The sequence below is a fragment of the Streptomyces tyrfis genome (genome assembly GCF_037034285.1).
In the GTDB taxonomy this organism is placed as follows: Bacteria; Actinomycetota; Actinomycetes; order Streptomycetales; family Streptomycetaceae; genus Streptomyces.
On the sequence record NZ_JBAGJZ010000039.1, the window covers coordinates 1 to 15699 of the forward strand.

A 15699-nucleotide genomic window follows, 5' to 3' on the forward strand; every position below is an offset into this window, starting at 1 on the left:
GGGTGGGGGGGGCGGGCCCCGCCCCCGGCCCCCCGCACACGCCCCCGCAACGCCCGTGAGCCGCCGGACGGAGGGCGGCCCGTGGAGCGGCGGCCCTCCGTCCGGCGGCGGCGGTGGCGTCAGGCCGGCACGTCCGCCGTGCCCGGGGCCAGGAACCGCTTGCCGTTCACCCGCTCCGAGACGCCCTCGCGGTCCAGGTACGGCGTGATGCCGCCCAGGTGGAAGGGCCAGCCGGCGCCGGTGATCAGGCAGAGGTCGATGTCCTGGGCCTCGGCGACGACGCCCTCGTCCAGCATCAGACCGATCTCCTGCGCCACCGCGTCCAGGACCCGGTCGCGGACCTGCTGCTCGGTCAGGACGACGTCGCCCTGCTCGAGGAGCGCCGCGACCTCCGGGTCCAGCTCCGGCTTCCCGGAGTCGTACACGTAGAAGCCGCGCTTGCCCGCCCTCACGACCGCCGCGAGGTTCTCGGAGACGGTGAACCGGTCCGGGAAGGCGCGGTTCAGGGTCTCGGAGACGTGCAGGCCGATCGCCGGGCCGACCAGCTCCAGCAGCACCAGCGGGGACATCGGCAGGCCGAGCGGCTCGACCGCCTTCTCCGCCGTCCCGACCGGGGTGCCCTCGTCGATGACGTTCTGGATCTCGCCCATGAAGCGGGTCAGGATGCGGTTGACGACGAACGCCGGGGCGTCCTTCACCAGCACCGCGCTCTTCTTCAGCTTCTTCGCCACGCCGAACGCCGTGGCCAGGGAGGCGTCGTCGGTCTGCTCGCCCCGGACGATCTCCAGCAGCGGCAGCACCGCGACCGGGTTGAAGAAGTGGAAGCCGACGACCCGCTCCGGGTGTTCGAGCTTCGACGCCATCTCGGTGACCGAGAGGGAGGAGGTGTTGGTGGCGAGGATCGCGTGCGCCGGGACGACCGCCTCGACCTCCGCGAACACCTGCTGCTTGACGCCCATCTCCTCGAAGACGGCCTCGATGACGAAGTCGGCGTCCGAGAAGCCCTCCGCCTTGTCCAGCACGCCCGTGACCAGGGCCTTGAGCCGGTTGGCCTTGTCCTGGTTGATCCGGCCCTTGCCGAGCAGCTTGTCGATCTCGGCGTGGACGTAGCCCACGCCCCGGTCGACCCGCTCCTGGTCGATGTCGGTCAGCACGACCGGCACCTCCAGGCGGCGCAGGAACAGCAGGGCCAGCTGGGAGGCCATCAGACCGGCGCCGACGACGCCGACCTTGGTCACCGGACGCGCCAGGCTCTTGTCCGGGGCCCCCGCCGGGCGCTTGGCGCGCTTCTGGACCAGGTTGAACGCGTAGAGCCCGGCCCGCAGCTCGCCGCTCATGATCAGGTCCGCGAGGGCCTGGTCCTCGGCGTCGAAACCGGCCCCGAGGTCGCCGTCCTTGGCCGCCGCGACGATGTCCAGCGCGCGGTAGGCGGCCGGGGCCGCCCCGTGAACCTTGGAGTCGGCGATCGCCCGGCCCCGGGCGACGGCCTGGTCCCAGGCGTCCCCGCGGTCGATCTCGGGTCGCTCCACCGTGACTGTGCCGTTGAGCACGTCGGCGGTCCACACCAGCGACCGCTCCAGGAAGTCCGCGCCCTCGAAGAGCGCGTCGGCGATCCCGAGCTCGAAGACCTGCTCGCCCTTGAGCTGGCGGTTCTGGTTCAGCGCGTTCTCGATGATCACCGAGACCGCCCGGTCGGCGCCGATCAGGTTCGGCAGCAGGGTGCAGCCGCCCCAGCCGGGAACCAGCCCGAGGAAGACCTCGGGCAGCGAGAAGGCGGGCAGCGCCTTGGAGACGGTGCGGTACGCGCAGTGCAGACCGACCTCGACGCCGCCGCCCATCGCCGCGCCGTTGTAGTACGCGAACGTCGGGACCGCGAGAGAGGCCAGGCGGCGGAAGACGTCGTGCCCGCCCTTGCCGATGGCCAGCGCGTCGGAGCGGTTCTTCAGCAGCTCGACGCCCTTGAGGTCGGCGCCGACCGCGAAGATGAACGGCTTGCCGGTGATGCCGACGCCGACGATCCCGCCCTCGGCGGCCTCCTTCTCGACCTGGTCGATCGCGGCGTTCAGGTTCGCCAGCGACTGCGGCCCGAAGGTGGTCGGCTTGGTGTGGTCCAGGCCGTTGTCCAGTGTGATGAGCGCGAAGCGGCCCGCCCCGGCCGGGAGGTCCAGGTGGCGTACGTGCGCCCGGGTGACGACCTCGTCCGGGAACAGCCCGGCCGCACCCTTCAAAAGCTCGGCGGTGGTGCTCACTTGCTGCCTCCGGCGTCCTCGTGGTGCGGGTTCTCCCAGATGACCGTGGCGCCCATGCCGAAGCCGACGCACATGGTGGTGAGGCCGTAGCGGACCTCCGGCTGCTCCTCGAACTGGCGGGCCAGCTGCGTCATCAGCCGGACGCCGGAGGAGGCCAGCGGGTGGCCGTAGGCGATGGCGCCGCCGTACTGGTTGACGCGCGCGTCGTCGTCGGCGATGCCGTAGTGCTCCAGGAAGGCGAGCACCTGCACGGCGAACGCCTCGTTGATCTCGAACAGACCGATGTCGTCGATCGACAGCCCGGCCTGGGCGAGGGCCTTCTCGGTCGCCGGGATCGGGCCGTAGCCCATGACCTCCGGCTCGACGCCCGCGAAGGCGTACGAGACCAGGCGCATCCGGACCGGCAGGCCGTTCTCCCGGGCGAAGTCCTCGCTCGCGACGATGGCGGCGGTGGCGCCGTCGTTCAGACCGGCCGCGTTTCCTGCGGTGACCCGGCCGTGCACCCGGAACGGGGTCTTGAGGTTCGCCAGGTTCTCCAGCGTGGTGCCCGGGCGCATCGGCTCGTCGGCGGTGACCAGGCCCCAGCCCGTCTCTCCGCCCTCCGGGTCGGTGCGGCGCACCGAGATCGGCACCAGGTCCTGCTGGATCTTTCCGTCCGCGTACGCCTTGGCGGCCTTCTCCTGCGAGCGGACCGCGTACTCGTCGGCGCGCGCCTTGGTGATCTGCGGGAAGCGGTCGTGCAGGTTCTCCGCGGTCATGCCCATGAACAGCGCGGACTCGTCGACCAGCTTCTCCGACACGAACCGCGGGTTCGGGTCGACGCCCTCGCCCATCGGGTGGCGGCCCATGTGCTCGACGCCGCCGGCCACGACCACGTCGTACGCGCCGAAGGCGATGGAACCGGCCGTCGTGGTGACGGCGGTGAGGGCGCCCGCGCACATGCGGTCGATGGAGTAGCCGGGGACGGACTGCGGCAGACCGGCCAGGATCCCGGCGGTACGGCCCAGCGTCAGACCCTGGTCGCCGATCTGGGTGGTCGCGGCGATGGCGACCTCGTCGATCTTCGCGGGGTCCAGGGCCGGGTTGCGGCGCAGCAGCTCCCGGATGGCCTTCACGACGAGGTCGTCGGCGCGGGTCTCGTGGTAGATGCCCTTGGGGCCCGCTTTGCCGAACGGGGTGCGGACGCCGTCGACGAAGACGACGTCCCTGACGGTACGAGGCACGGTGGCTCTCCTCCAGGGTGCGGGATGGCACTGCTGCGCGGCATGCCCGAGGGCACGCCGTCCCCTCATGCTACTTGCGGGTAACCAGACTGCCCACCCCCTGTGTCCGGAGCGGCGAAGGTCACACGCGGGCGGCCGGGGCGCGGCCCGGGAACCCGGGAGGCCCTGGAACCGCGGGGCGCCCGCCGGGAAACCCCGGGACATGCGGAGAGCCATGGCCCGGCGGGGCCGGGACCATGGCTCAGGGGCGCCGGGGCACGATCGGGGGAGGGCTCGGCGCCCGTGCAACCTGGCGTGAATACGACCCTCCGTCGGCGGGTTCTCAGGAGAGCGCGCGCACCAGCAGCGGGGTCACCAGTTCGATCTGCCAGCGTCGTGCGCCGTAGCCGGTGAGCGCGGCCTCGACCGTGTCCGACGACGGGTTCCGGGGCGGCTCCCAGCAGATCCGGCGCACCGTGTCGGGCGTGATCAGGTTCTCCTGCGGCAGGTGCAGCCGTTCCGCGAGCTCCGAGACCGCCGTGCGGGCGGCGGAGAGCCGGGCCGCCGCGGCCGGGTCCTTGTCCGCCCAGGCGCGGGGCGGCGGCGGACCGGCGACGGCCTGGCCGGGCTGCGGCAGCTCGGAGTCCGGCAGGGCCTTGGCGCGGTCGACGGCCGCCTGCCACTGCTCCAGCTGGCGGCGCCCCATGCGGTGGCCGAAGCCGGACAGGGCGGTCAGCGCGTGCGTGTTCGGCGGCAGCGCCATCGCGGCCTCGATGATCGCGGCGTCGCTCAGCACCTTGCCGGGCGAGATGTCCCGGCGCCGGGCCACCTGGTCGCGGGCGGTCCACAGCTCCCGGACCACCGCCAGCTGACGGCGGCGGCGGATCTTGTGCATGCCGGAGGTGCGGCGCCACGGGTCCTTGCGCGGGGGAGCGGGCGGCGCCGAGGCGATCGCGTCGAACTCCTCCCTGGCCCACTCCAGCTTGCCCTGCCGGTCGAGCTCCTCCTCCAGCGCGTCGCGGAGGTCGATCAGCAGCTCCACGTCGAGCGCCGCGTAGCGCAGCCAGGGCTCGGGGAGCGGGCGGGTGGACCAGTCGACGGCCGAATGACCCTTCTCCAGGGAGAAGCCGAGCACGTTCTCGACCATGGCGCCGAGGCCGACCCGGGGGAAACCGGCCAGCCGCCCGGCCAGCTCGGTGTCGAACAGCCCGGTGGGGGTCATCCCTATCTCCCGCAGGCAGGGCAGGTCCTGGGTGGCGGCGTGCAGGATCCACTCGCTGCCGCCCAGTGCGGTTCCCAGGCCCGACAGGTCGGGGCAGCCCACCGGGTCGATCAGCGCGCTGCCCGCGCCGGCCCGGCGCAGCTGCACCAGATAGGCGCGCTGGCCGTAGCGGTAGCCGGAGGCGCGCTCGGCGTCCACGGCCACCGGGCCGGAACCCGCGGCGAACGCGGCCACCACCCGGGCGAGGGCGTCGTCGGAGGCCACCACCGGGGGAATGCCCTCGCGAGGTTCGAGCAAGGGGATCGGCGCCGGGGCGACGTCGTCCGGGGGAGCGCCCCCGGTGGTTCGCAGTGATGTGTCTGCTGCGGTCTCTTGGGCGTCGGTCACGTGTCAAGGGTATCCGTGTATGTACGGCGCCCGTCGACGGAACGTTCCGTCGACCGGCGCCGATGCATGCAAACCAGCCGGGCCCGGCGGACGCGCGGAGCCGCCGGGGCGCGGGCGGTCAGTGGATGATGCCCGTCCGCAGGGCGACGGCGACCATTCCGGCGCGGTCGCCGGTGCCGAGCTTGCGGGCGATCCGGGCCAGGTGGCTCTTGACGGTCAGGGCGGACAGGCCCATGGAGACGCCGATGGCCTTGTTGGACTGGCCCTCGGCGACCAGCCGGAGGACCTCGACCTCGCGGCCGGACAGCTCGCGGTAGCCGCCCGGGTGGCTCGGGGCGCCGGGGGGACGGCGGTGCATACGGGCGGCGTTGGCGCCGATGGGCGCGGCGCCGGGGCGGGTGGGGTGGCCGATGTTGGTCCGGGTGCCGGTGACGACGTAGCCCTTCACGCCGCCCGCGAGGGCGTTGCGCACCGCGCCGATGTCGTCGGCGGCGGAGAGGGCGAGGCCGTTCGGCCAGCCGGCGGCCCGGGTCTCGGACAGCAGGGTCAGCCCGGAACCGTCGGGCAGGTGGACGTCGGCTACGCAGATGTCGCGCGGGTTGCCGACGCGGGGACGGGCCTCCGCGATGGACGACGCCTCGATGACGTCACGTACTCCGAGTGCCCACAGATGGCGGGTGACGGTGGAACGGACGCGCGGGTCGGCCACGACGACCATGGCCGTCGGCTTGTTCGGGCGGTAGGCGACCAGGCTTGCGGGCTGCTCTAGGAGAACGGACACCAGGCCTCCTGGGAAGTGGCGGGACGGGCCGGCTCGGGGATGAAGCCGGGGCGAACCGTGCTTGAAGGGTCATTGACCTCTTCGGCAGCAGACCCGTCCTCCTTTAGAGGAAGATCGCGATTTGCTGAGTAATAATTCGGGCAAATCGGACGCGCGATCGATTGTACGAAAAAAATGCCAGTAATTCCGCTTTGTCTGTCACTCAATGTTATGGGCAGGCCAAGGCTCCGGCGGTCCCGCCATGGGGCCGGGCACCCGGTGGGACGCGTCCGTGGGACGGGGAGAGCGGGGCGGGGGAGGCGTGTCAGGGGAGGCGTGTCAGGGGACGTGCGGGCCGCGCCGCTGCGGAAGCGTGACCACCGCCGCGTCGGACGGCCCGGAGGGCGGCAGCCCGGCGATCTGGCACAGCAGATCCCCCCACGCCATCAGGTGCGCCGCGGTGTCCGGGGCCCCGCCCCGGCCCTCGCGCGGCGTCCAGGAGGCCCGGATCTCGATCTGGGTCGCCGGCCGCCGCGCGCCCAGCGTCCCGAAGTAGTGCGACCCCGCCAGGGTCACCGTGCCGCCCGCCTCCCCGTACGACAGCCCGCGCGCCTCCAGCGCCCCGGTCAGCCACGACCAGCACACCTCCGGCAGCAGCGGATCGGACGCCATCTCCGGTTCCAGCTCCGCGCGCACCAGCGTCACCAGACGGAAGGCTCCGTGCCAGGACTCGTGCCCGGCCGGGTCGTGGAGCAGCACGAGCCGGCCGTCGGCGAGATCCTCCTCGTCCTGGACGACCGCCGCCTCCAGGGCGTACGCGTGCGGCGCGAGCCGCTGCGGCGGCCGTGTCGCCTCGACCTCCAGTTCGGGTCGCAGCCGCGCCGCTTGCAACGCGTCCACCGCCGACCGGAACGCGGGCGGCACGGAACCGCCCTCCGCGCTGTCCTTGCCGTCAGCGCCATCGGGTCGGTCGGAGAACTGTTCCTGAGCCGGAGCCATGCGGGGAAGAGTAGGCGGAACCGGAGCCGCGCGCAGGGAGAGACACCCGGGCGGGCCCGGCGGCTTGCGGCTCCATGCGAAGATTCCGGATGTGAGTGCCAACGATCGCCCCACGGGCCAGCAGCCGAAGACCTCCCCCGCCCATGACTCGGCGTTCCTCAGGGCGTGCCGCCGCGAGCCGGTGCCGCACACCCCGGTGTGGTTCATGCGTCAGGCGGGACGTTCGCTGCCGGAGTACCTGAAGGCGCGCGAGGGCATCCCGATGCTCGACTCCTGCATGATGCCGGAGCTCGTCGCCGAGATCACCATGCAGCCGGTCCGCCGGCACGAGGTGGATGCCGCGATCTACTTCAGCGACATCGTCGTGCCGCTCAAGGCCATCGGGATCGACCTCGACATCAAGCCCGGCGTCGGCCCGGTCGTCGCCGAGCCGTTCCGCACCCGCGCCGACCTGGCCCGGCTGCGCGACCTCACCCCCGACGACGTCCCCTACATCACCGAGGCGGTCGGCCTGCTCACCGCCGAGCTGGGCGCGACCCCCCTGATCGGCTTCGCCGGGGCGCCGTTCACGCTCGCCAGCTACCTCGTGGAGGGCGGCCCGTCCCGCAACCACGAGCACACCAAGGCCATGATGTACGGCGAGCCGGAGCTGTGGGCGGATCTGGTCGACCGGCTGGCCGACATCACCGGCGCCTTCCTCAAGGTGCAGATCGAGGCCGGCGCCTCCGCCGTCCAGCTCTTCGACTCCTGGGTCGGCGCGCTGTCCCCGGCCGACTACCGGCGCTCGGTGCTCCCCGCCTCCGCGAAGGTCTTCGAGGCCGTCGCCCCGTACCAGGTCCCGCGCATCCACTTCGGCGTCGGCACGGGCGAGCTCCTCGGCCTGATGGGCGAGGCCGGCGCGGACGTCGTCGGAGTCGACTGGCGCGTCCCGCTCGACGAGGCCGCGCGCCGCGTCGGCCCCGGCAAGGCGCTGCAGGGCAACCTCGACCCCGCGGTGCTGTTCGCGCCGACCGCGACGGTGGAGGAGAAGGCCCAGGAGGTGCTGGACGCCGCCGCCGGACTGGAGGGCCACGTCTTCAACCTGGGGCACGGCGTGATGCCGTCGATGGACCCGGACGCCCTGACCCGGCTCGTGGCGTACGTGCACGAGCGGACTGCGCGCTGAGGGAGACGTCCCGGCGGGCGCCCGGGGGACGGTACGAACCGGCCCCCGGGCGCCCGCTCAGGCGGTGCCCGCCCGCCGTAGGGCCGTCACCGTCTTGCGGGCGGCCACCAGCACCGGGTCCCAGACCGGTGAGAACGGCGGGGCGTAGCCGAGGTCCAGGGCGGTCATCCGGTCCACCGTCATCCCCGCGGTGAGCGCCACGGCCGCCACGTCGACCCGCTTGGCCGCCCCCTCCCGGCCCACGATCTGCACGCCGAGCAGCCGCCCGGTGCGGTACTCCGCGAGCATCTTCACCGTCATGGGCCGCGCCCCCGGGTAGTAGCCCGCCCGCCCCGTCGACTCGATCGTCGCCGTGACATAGCGCAGCCCCACCGCGCGGGCGTCCTTCTCCCGCAGCCCGGTGCGGGCGATCTCCAGGTCGCACACCTTGCTCACCGCCGTGCCCACCACCCCGGGGAACGTCCCGTAGCCGCCCGCGACGTTGGACCCGATGACCTGGCCGTGCTTGTTGGCGTGGGTGCCCAGCGCGATGTGCCGGGTGCGGCCCGCCACCAGGTCGAGCACCTCGACGCAGTCGCCGCCCGCCCAGATGTTCTCGTGCCCGACGACCCGCATCGACAGATCGGTCAGCAGACCGCCGTGCGGGCCCAGCGGCAGACCCACCGCCCGCGCCAGCGTCGTCTCGGGCGCCACTCCGATGCCGAGCACCACCACGTCCGCCGGATGGAGCGCGCCGCCCGCGACGACCGCGTCGGCCCGGCCGTCCGGCCCGGTGCGCACGGCCGTCACCTCGGCCCCGTTGACCGTGGTGATGCCCAGGCCGTCCATGGCCTCGTGGACCAGCCGCCCCATGTCGGGATCGAGCGTCGCCATCGGCTGCTCGCCGCGGTTGAGCACGGTCACCTCGAAGCCGTGCTTCAGCATCGCCTCCGCCATCTCGACGCCGATGTAGCCCGCGCCGACGACGACTGCCCGTCGGCGGCCCGCCGGCACCCGGTCCAGCGACTCCAGCAGCGCCTGCCCGTCGTCCAGCGTCTGCACCCCGTGCACCCCGGGCGCGTCGATGCCGGGCAGCGCCGGGCGCACCGGCCGGGCGCCCGTCGCGATGACCAGCTTGTCGAAACCCGTCCAGTACGTCTCGGAGGTCTCCAGATCCAGCGCCCGCACCCGCTGCCCGGCGACGTCGATCTCCGTGATCTCGGTGCGCATCCGCAGATCGATGTCGCGGGCCCGGTGCTCCTTCGGGGTACGGGCGATGAGGTCGTCCCGTTCCGTCACGTCGCCGCCGACCCAGTACGGGATGCCGCAGGCGGAGTACGAGGAGAAGTGGCCCCGCTCGAAGGCGACGATGTCCAGTTCGCCGGGGCCCTTGAGCCGGCGGGCCTGGGACGCGGCGGACATGCCCGCCGCGTCGCCGCCGATGACCACCAGTCGCTCCGTCATTCCCGGTCCCTTCGACGCCGTTCCGGGGACCACGCTACGACGCCGGGGGCCTCGGCGCGGGACGCGACGGCGCCGGTGTCCTCGTCGCCCGCCGTCGGCGCAGCCGGTCGCGGACCAGCCGCGCCAGCACCGCGAGCACGGCCGCCGAGGCGAGGAACGGCGCCGTGGCGCCCAGCACCACGGCGCCCCAGCGCAGCACCGAGACGAACGCCCGCCAGCCGCCGCGCAGCGCGTCCAGGAACCCGGGGCCGTCGTCCCCGCCCTTCGCCTCCGGCGCCCCCGCCGGTTCGGACAGGTTCAGCGTGACCGTCGCCAGCGAGGTGCGGTCCCTCAGCGACGCCTGTTGGGCCAGCAGCGACTCCAACGCCGCCTGACGGCTGCTCAGCTCGCCCTCCAGCGTGACCACGTCGGCGAGCGCGTCGGCCCGGTCCATCAGCTTGCGCACCCGTGCCACGCTCGCCCGCTGGGAGGCGATCCGGCTCTCCACGTCGACCACCTGGTCGGTGACGTCCTTCGCGGAGGAGGTGCGCGACAGCAGCCGCCCGGTGCCCGCGAGGTCCTTCAGGACCGTCTCGTAGGCGTCCTGCGGGACGCGCAGCACGATGTGCGAGGTCTCGTGCGTCCGGTCGGCCCGCTCGGTCTGCTCGTCGGCCACCAGGCCGCCCGCCGCCTTCGCCGCCGCGCGGGCCGCGGCGGCCGCCTTCGGCACGTCCCTCACCTCGACGGAGAGCGTGGCGGTACGGATGACATGGGCGCCCGCGGGCAGGCCGGCCGGCTTCTCGCGGTCCGCCGGGGAACCGCCCGAGCCGTCCGCCGCCCGGCCCTCCGGGGCGTCCGCGGCGCCCCGTTGGCCCGCGGCGGCGGCGTTTCCGCTGTCGGCGGCGCGCTTCTCGCTCGTACCGCTGCCGGCACCGCAGCCGCTCAGCGCGAGGAGACCGGCCAGGAGCCCGGCGGCCAGGGCGGTGCGTGAACGGCGCGGGCGCGAGGCCGGACGGCGCCGGGCGCGTCTCGCGGTCGAGCGGTGCTGCGGTCGGGCTGTCTGCATGACTGCTCCCCCCGGAACGGGTCGTCGACGCCCCGTCGACGTCGCAGGTTCGACGTGCGGGCCCGCCCGCGGGTTGCCGGTTCCCGGTTTCGAAGCGGTCACGTTCGAGCCTCGAACAGGGTCTGAGAGAGTGGGGGCATGGAGCGTTCACTCAACCGCGCGCACACAGGTACGGGTACGGGGCACGTCGTCGTCATAGGCGGCGGCATCGCCGGTCTCGCCGCCGCCCACCGGCTTCTCGGGGCAGGGCTGCGGGTGACCCTGCTGGAGGCCGCCGACCGGCTCGGCGGCAAGCTCATGACCGGCGGGATCGCGGGCGCCCGGGTCGACCTGGGCGCCGAGTCGATGCTCGCCACCCGCCCGGAGGCGGTGGACCTGGCCCGCGCCGTCGGGCTCGGCGACCGCCTCCAGCCGCCCGCCACCACGGCCGCGTCGGTGTGGACGCGCGACGCCCTGCGGCCCATGCCCAAGGGGCATGTGATGGGCGTGCCGGGCGACCCGGCGGCCCTCGGTGACGTCATCTCCCCGGAGGGCCTCGCCCGCATCGCGCAGGAACGCGACCTCACCCCGACCGCCGTCGGCGACGACGTCGCGGTCGGCGCGTACGTCGCCGACCGGCTCGGCCGCGAGGTCGTCGACCGGCTGGTGGAACCGCTGCTGGGCGGGGTGTACGCGGGCGACGCCTACCGGATCTCGATGCGGGCCGCCGTGCCGCAGCTGTTCGAGGTGGTCCGGGAGGGCGGTTCGCTGCTCGACGGCGTCCGGCGCATCCAGGAACGGGCGGCGGCCCGGCCGCGCACCGGCCCGGTCTTCCAGGGCATCGAGGGCGGCATCGGCACGCTGCCGGAGGCGGTCGCCGCCGCGGTGCGCGCGGCCGGCGGGGACATCCTGACCGGCACCCCCGTCCTCGGCCTGACCCGTACCGCCACCGGCTGGGACGTCCGCACCGAGGCCCGGGTGATCGCCGCCGACGGCGTGGTGCTGGCCGCCCCCGCCTGGGCCGCTTCCACCCTGCTCGCCGCCGAGTCGCCGAAGGCCTCCGCCGAGCTCGCCGGGGTCGAGTACGCCTCCATGGCGCTCGTCACCCTGGCGTTCCGCCGCTCCGACGTGGCCGGCGCCGACGCCCTCGACGGACGCTCCGGCTTCCTCGTCCCGCCGGTGGACGGCCGCACCATCAAGGCGTCCACCTTCTCCACCCGCAAGTGGAAGTGGGTCGACGACGCCGCCCCCGACCTCTTCGTGCTGCGCACCTCCGTCGGCCGGTACGGCGAGGAGGACCATCTGCACCGCGAGGACGGCGAGCTGGTCGACGTGTCGCTGCGCGATCTCGCCGCGGCGACGGGCCTGGCCGCGAAGCCGGTGGACACCGTCGTCACCCGGTGGATCGGCGGACTGCCCCAGTACCCGGTGGGCCACCTCGCCCGGGTCGCCCGGATCCGCGAGGAGATCGCCGCGCTGCCGGCGCTGCGGGTGTGCGGAGCGGTCTACGACGGGGTCGGCATCCCGGCGTGCGTCGCGAGCGCCCACCGCGCCGCGGACGAGCTGGCGCGCGAGGTCGCGGGCGGGTTCGGGCGCGGGGCGGAGGAAGAGATCATCGCCACGCCCACCCTGGTTCAGGGCACGGGAAACGACGCGGGACAATAGCCGTATGAGTGCGCCCGAGAAGATTCCCAACGCCGGCAAGAAGGCCAAGGACCTCAACGAGGTCATCCGCTACACGCTGTGGTCCGTCTTCAAGCTGCGCGACGTCCTGCCCGAGGACCGTGCCGGTTACGCCGACGAGGTCCAGGAGCTGTTCGACCAGCTCGCGGCCAAGGACATCACCATCCGCGGCACCTACGACCTGTCCGGTCTGCGGGCCGACGCCGATCTCATGATCTGGTGGCACGCCGAGACCTCGGACGAGCTCCAGGAGGCGTACAACCTCTTCCGGCGCACCAAGCTGGGCCGGGCGCTGGAGCCGGTCTGGTCGAACATGGCGCTGCACCGCCCCGCCGAGTTCAACAAGTCGCACATCCCGGCGTTCCTGGCCGACGAGACGCCGCGCGACTACGTCAGCGTCTATCCCTTCGTGCGCTCCTACGACTGGTATCTGCTGCCGGACGAGGACCGCCGCCGGATGCTCGCGGACCACGGCAGGATGGCCCGCGGCTACCCGGACGTCCGGGCCAACACCGTCGCCTCCTTCTCGCTGGGCGACTACGAGTGGGTCCTCGCCTTCGAGGCCGACGAACTGCACCGCATCGTCGACCTCATGCGCCACCTGCGGGGCTCCGAGGCGCGGATGCACGTCCGCGAGGAGATCCCGTTCTTCACCGGGCGCCGGAAGTCGGTCGCAGACCTGGTGGCCGGGCTCGCGTAGCGAGCGGGCCCCGACCACCCCAGCCCGGAAGATCAGACGGCGGGCGCCGGCGCGTCACGCGCTGCCCGTCGTTCCAGCGACACCGGGTTCGGCTCCGGGACCGCCGCGGGTCCGTCCCGCGGCGCCCCCGGGACCCGCGGGGCGAGTGAATCGCCCTGTCCCGTCGGCCCCCGCCCCCCTCGCCCCTTCGGGCGCGGGCGCGCGGGCGCGTACGGGAGCACACTGAGCCCGGCCCCTGCGAGGGGCCGGGCCCAGTGCCGTCTTCACCGCTCCCCGTGTCTCCTGCCCCTCGTCCCGTCCCCTCCCTCGGGGCTCCGTCGCCTCCCTCGGGCCCGGTCTCCGCCGGGTGGTCATCCGCCGAGGGCCGCCGCGTCTCCGCCGGGGGTCATCCGAGGAGGGCCGCGCGGGCGGCGCGCAGCAGCAGGGTGGCGCGGCGCGGCGGACGCGCGCCCGCCCGGTCCCGCCACCAGTGGGTGAGCCGGCGTCGTGCCGCGGCGTCGGCGGGGCGGCCGGTGCTCAGCAGCTCCTCGGCGAAGTCCAGCGCGTCCCGCCGGTACCCGCCGGACATGGGGCGGCTCCCGGCGTACGCGAGGAACGCCGGGCGGTAGTCGGCGCCCAGGATCTCCGGCAGCTCCGGCGCCACCTTGGCGACCACCCCGGCCCGTTTGACGGCCAGCGCTCGGGTCTGGACCCCGAGCCGCCGCTCGTCGAAACCCGGCGGGGCGGGGGCGCCCGCGACGAGCGCGGAGAGCAGCGCGGTCTGCGCCGCCGCGAGACCGTCGCGCGCCTCCTCCGTGGCCGATCTCGCGCCGCCCGCCCGGCGCACGCCCGCGCGGAAGACATCCTCCCCGGCACGCGCCCCAGCGCCCGCGCCGGAGGCCAGGGCCGCGTCCGGGACCGGGCGCGGCAACGGCGCTCCGCCGGCGGAGCGCCGCCCGCCGCCCCCGGCGGCCGCGGAGCGGGCCAGCGTGGCGCGGATCGCGGCCAGTTCGGCCGCCAGTTCCCCGGCGGGCGGGAAGTCGTCGTCGCGTTCCAGCAGGACGCCGGGCGGATCGACCCGGGAACGGAGCTCCGCGAGGACGTCGAGCACCGGCGCGGTGACCGGGTGGGCGTGGGTGTCGTGCCAGACGCCCTCCTTCTCGACCCCGCCCGCCACATGCACGTACGCGATGGCCTCCACCGGCAGTTCGTCGAGCGCGGCGGCGGGGTCCTCCCCGCGGTTGACGTGATTGGTGTGCAGGTTGGCGACGTCGATCAGCAGCCCGACCCCGGTGCGCTCCACCAGCTCCGCCAGGAACTGGCCCTCCGTCAGCTCCTCGCCGGGCCAGGACAGCAGCGCCGCGATGTTCTCCAGCGCCAGCGGCACCGGCAGCGAGTCCTGCGCGATCCGCACGTTCTCGCACAGCACGTCCAGCGCGTCCCAGGTCCGGGGCACCGGAAGCAGATGGCCCGCCTCCAGGCCCGGCGACGCGGTGCGCGGCCCGCCGGCCCGTACGAACGCGATGTGCTCCGTGACCAGGGGCGTGCCGAGGAGTTCGGCACGGGCCGCGAGACCCGCGAGCCGGCCGGCGTCGGGGCGCTCGGCCCCGCCCAGGCCCAGCGAGACGCCGTGCGGGACGACGGTGACCCCGCGTTCCCTCAGCCGCAGCAGCGAATCGGGCAGATGATCGGCGCAGATGTTCTCGGCGACCGTCTCCACCCAGTCGATCCCCGGCAGCGCCTCGACGATCTCCGCGATCTCCGGCCGCCAGCCGATCCCCGTCCCCAGCCTCATGCCGCCCCCTCCTTCTTCTCCTCGGGTTCTCCCCGTGCAGGGGTGATGGCCCCTGCGGGCGGTGACGAATCCGAGGACGGGGACGTTCAGAGGATGATCTGAGGTTCCCGGCCCGGGAAGCGGGACCATCGCCTCCGCTCCGGTCGGCTCCGTCCATCCGCGTTCCGGCTTGGTTCGGTCGCGCAACGGCTCCGGTTCAGCTCAGCCGCGTACCGACCTCGCTCAGCGGCGCATCGGTTCCGCTCGGCGGCGCAGCGCCGGGTGATCGGCGACCACCGTGCACGAACCCGGGGCGATCTCGGTGAATCCGGCGTCGCGGACCACCGGGAGCCCGCTCGCCACGAGTTCCCGCCAGCGTTCCGCGCCGGCCGTGGCGACGGAGAGCGGGAAGCCCGCCTCCCGCCACGCCTGGCGTTCCGCCTCCGGCAGCTCCCACCAGGCGAGCTGCGCGCCGTGGCCGGCCTGCGCCATCGCCTTCCCCGCCGACATGTCCAGCTCGGGGTTGAGCCACAGCACGGGTCCCGCGAGATCGGGCGCGGCCGGCGGTCCGGGGTCGTCCAGGTCCGTTCCCGACACCTGGAGCTTCGCCAGCTCCTTCGGCCAGCCGTCCAGGGGCAGCGGCGGGAAGACCCGGACCTCGGCGCTCTCGCCCGTGACCGTGACGCCGGGCAGCTCGGCCGCCCTGCGCCACTCCGCGCCCCGGGCCCGCCGCACCACCTTGCGGATCCGGGCGTCCTGCCAGTCCCGTACCGCCCGCGCCCACTCGCCCTCACCGGTCGAGCGCTCGTCGGAGAGCATCGTCAGCACCGCCCGGGCGGCGGTCCGCAGCGCGTCGGCACGGGCCGGGGGAGCCGCCTTCTCGATGCGCACGACCAGCGGCAGGACGTACTGCGGCGCCTCGTCACGGTTCGTCCGCCCGTTCTCGAACGGGCTGTCCGCCGGGGCGGGACGGGACGCCGGGACCGGGACGGTCGGCTCGGGGCCCGGTCCAGGAGCCGGGGCCGGGGCCGGGGACGCAGAGGTGTTGTCGTTGCTCACCCACCCCAGTCTGCCAGCCGTCCGCACGCACTCTTCCTGGCGTGAAGCACACT

The 15699-nt window shown here is 74.0% G+C and carries 12 protein-coding genes; 3 read left to right on the top strand and 9 right to left on the bottom strand.

Annotated elements, in window-relative coordinates:
- Positions 1 to 119: 119 nt before the first annotated feature.
- The 5 genes from WA762_RS25845 to WA762_RS25865 form a co-directional block, all read right to left on the bottom strand.
- Positions 120 to 2249, bottom strand: coding sequence for a 3-hydroxyacyl-CoA dehydrogenase NAD-binding domain-containing protein (locus WA762_RS25845; RefSeq protein WP_335938789.1), 2130 nt, complete (start codon positions 2247 to 2249; stop codon positions 120 to 122).
- Complete coding sequence (locus tag WA762_RS25850) at positions 2246 to 3472, bottom strand: thiolase family protein (protein WP_335938790.1); 1227 nt, start codon at positions 3470 to 3472, stop codon at positions 2246 to 2248. Before WA762_RS25850 ends, WA762_RS25845 begins: the two co-directional genes overlap by 4 nt.
- Positions 3473 to 3794: 322 nt before the next feature.
- Positions 3795 to 5060 carry a ribonuclease D gene (locus tag WA762_RS25855; protein ID WP_335938791.1) on the bottom strand — a complete coding sequence of 422 codons (1266 nt, stop codon included), beginning with the start codon at positions 5058 to 5060 and terminating at the stop codon, positions 3795 to 3797.
- Between the two features lie 118 nt (positions 5061 to 5178).
- The gene (locus tag WA762_RS25860; protein WP_335938792.1) at positions 5179 to 5841 is read right to left on the bottom strand and encodes a helix-turn-helix transcriptional regulator; all 663 of its coding nucleotides are present in this window, start codon (positions 5839 to 5841) and stop codon (positions 5179 to 5181) included.
- 318 nt (positions 5842 to 6159) lie between these two features.
- Positions 6160 to 6819 carry a DUF3000 domain-containing protein gene (locus WA762_RS25865; protein ID WP_335938793.1) on the bottom strand — a complete coding sequence of 220 codons (660 nt, stop codon included), beginning with the start codon at positions 6817 to 6819 and terminating at the stop codon, positions 6160 to 6162.
- Positions 6820 to 6910: 91 nt separating this feature from the next.
- On the opposite strand from WA762_RS25865, the gene hemE reads away from it, so the two are divergent.
- Positions 6911 to 7984 carry a uroporphyrinogen decarboxylase gene (gene hemE, locus WA762_RS25870; RefSeq protein WP_335938794.1) on the top strand — a complete coding sequence of 358 codons (1074 nt, stop codon included), beginning with the start codon at positions 6911 to 6913 and terminating at the stop codon, positions 7982 to 7984.
- 57 nt (positions 7985 to 8041) lie between these two features.
- Here hemE and WA762_RS25875 read toward each other — a convergent pair whose 3' ends face one another.
- Both WA762_RS25875 and WA762_RS25880 read right to left on the bottom strand, forming a co-directional pair.
- Positions 8042 to 9427, bottom strand: coding sequence for an FAD-dependent oxidoreductase (locus tag WA762_RS25875; RefSeq protein ID WP_335938795.1), 1386 nt, complete (start codon positions 9425 to 9427; stop codon positions 8042 to 8044).
- A gap of 34 nt (positions 9428 to 9461) precedes the next feature.
- The gene (locus WA762_RS25880; protein WP_335938796.1) at positions 9462 to 10472 is read right to left on the bottom strand and encodes a DUF4349 domain-containing protein; all 1011 of its coding nucleotides are present in this window, start codon (positions 10470 to 10472) and stop codon (positions 9462 to 9464) included.
- 138 nt (positions 10473 to 10610) lie between these two features.
- Here WA762_RS25880 and hemG point away from each other — a divergent pair, with 138 nt between their 5' ends.
- Together hemG and hemQ are read left to right on the top strand one after the other, a co-directional pair.
- Positions 10611 to 12116: a protoporphyrinogen oxidase gene (hemG, locus tag WA762_RS25885; RefSeq protein ID WP_335938798.1), complete on the top strand. Its 1506-nt coding sequence runs from the start codon at positions 10611 to 10613 to the stop codon at positions 12114 to 12116.
- A 4-nt stretch (positions 12117 to 12120) separates the two neighbouring features.
- Positions 12121 to 12834, top strand: a complete 714-nt coding sequence (gene hemQ / locus WA762_RS25890) for a hydrogen peroxide-dependent heme synthase (RefSeq protein WP_335938799.1) — start codon at positions 12121 to 12123, stop codon at positions 12832 to 12834.
- Between the two features lie 385 nt (positions 12835 to 13219).
- On the opposite strand, the gene WA762_RS25895 is transcribed toward hemQ, so the two are convergent.
- Both WA762_RS25895 and WA762_RS25900 read right to left on the bottom strand, forming a co-directional pair.
- Positions 13220 to 14608 (bottom strand): MbnB/TglH/ChrH family RiPP precursor modification enzyme, encoded by a 1389-nt coding sequence (locus WA762_RS25895; protein WP_335938800.1) that lies wholly within the window; start codon positions 14606 to 14608, stop codon positions 13220 to 13222.
- 222 nt (positions 14609 to 14830) lie between these two features.
- A complete protein-coding gene (locus WA762_RS25900) occupies positions 14831 to 15646 on the bottom strand; it encodes a peptidyl-tRNA hydrolase (RefSeq protein ID WP_335938801.1) in 816 nt (271 codons plus the stop codon).
- Positions 15647 to 15699: the final 53 nt, after the last annotated feature.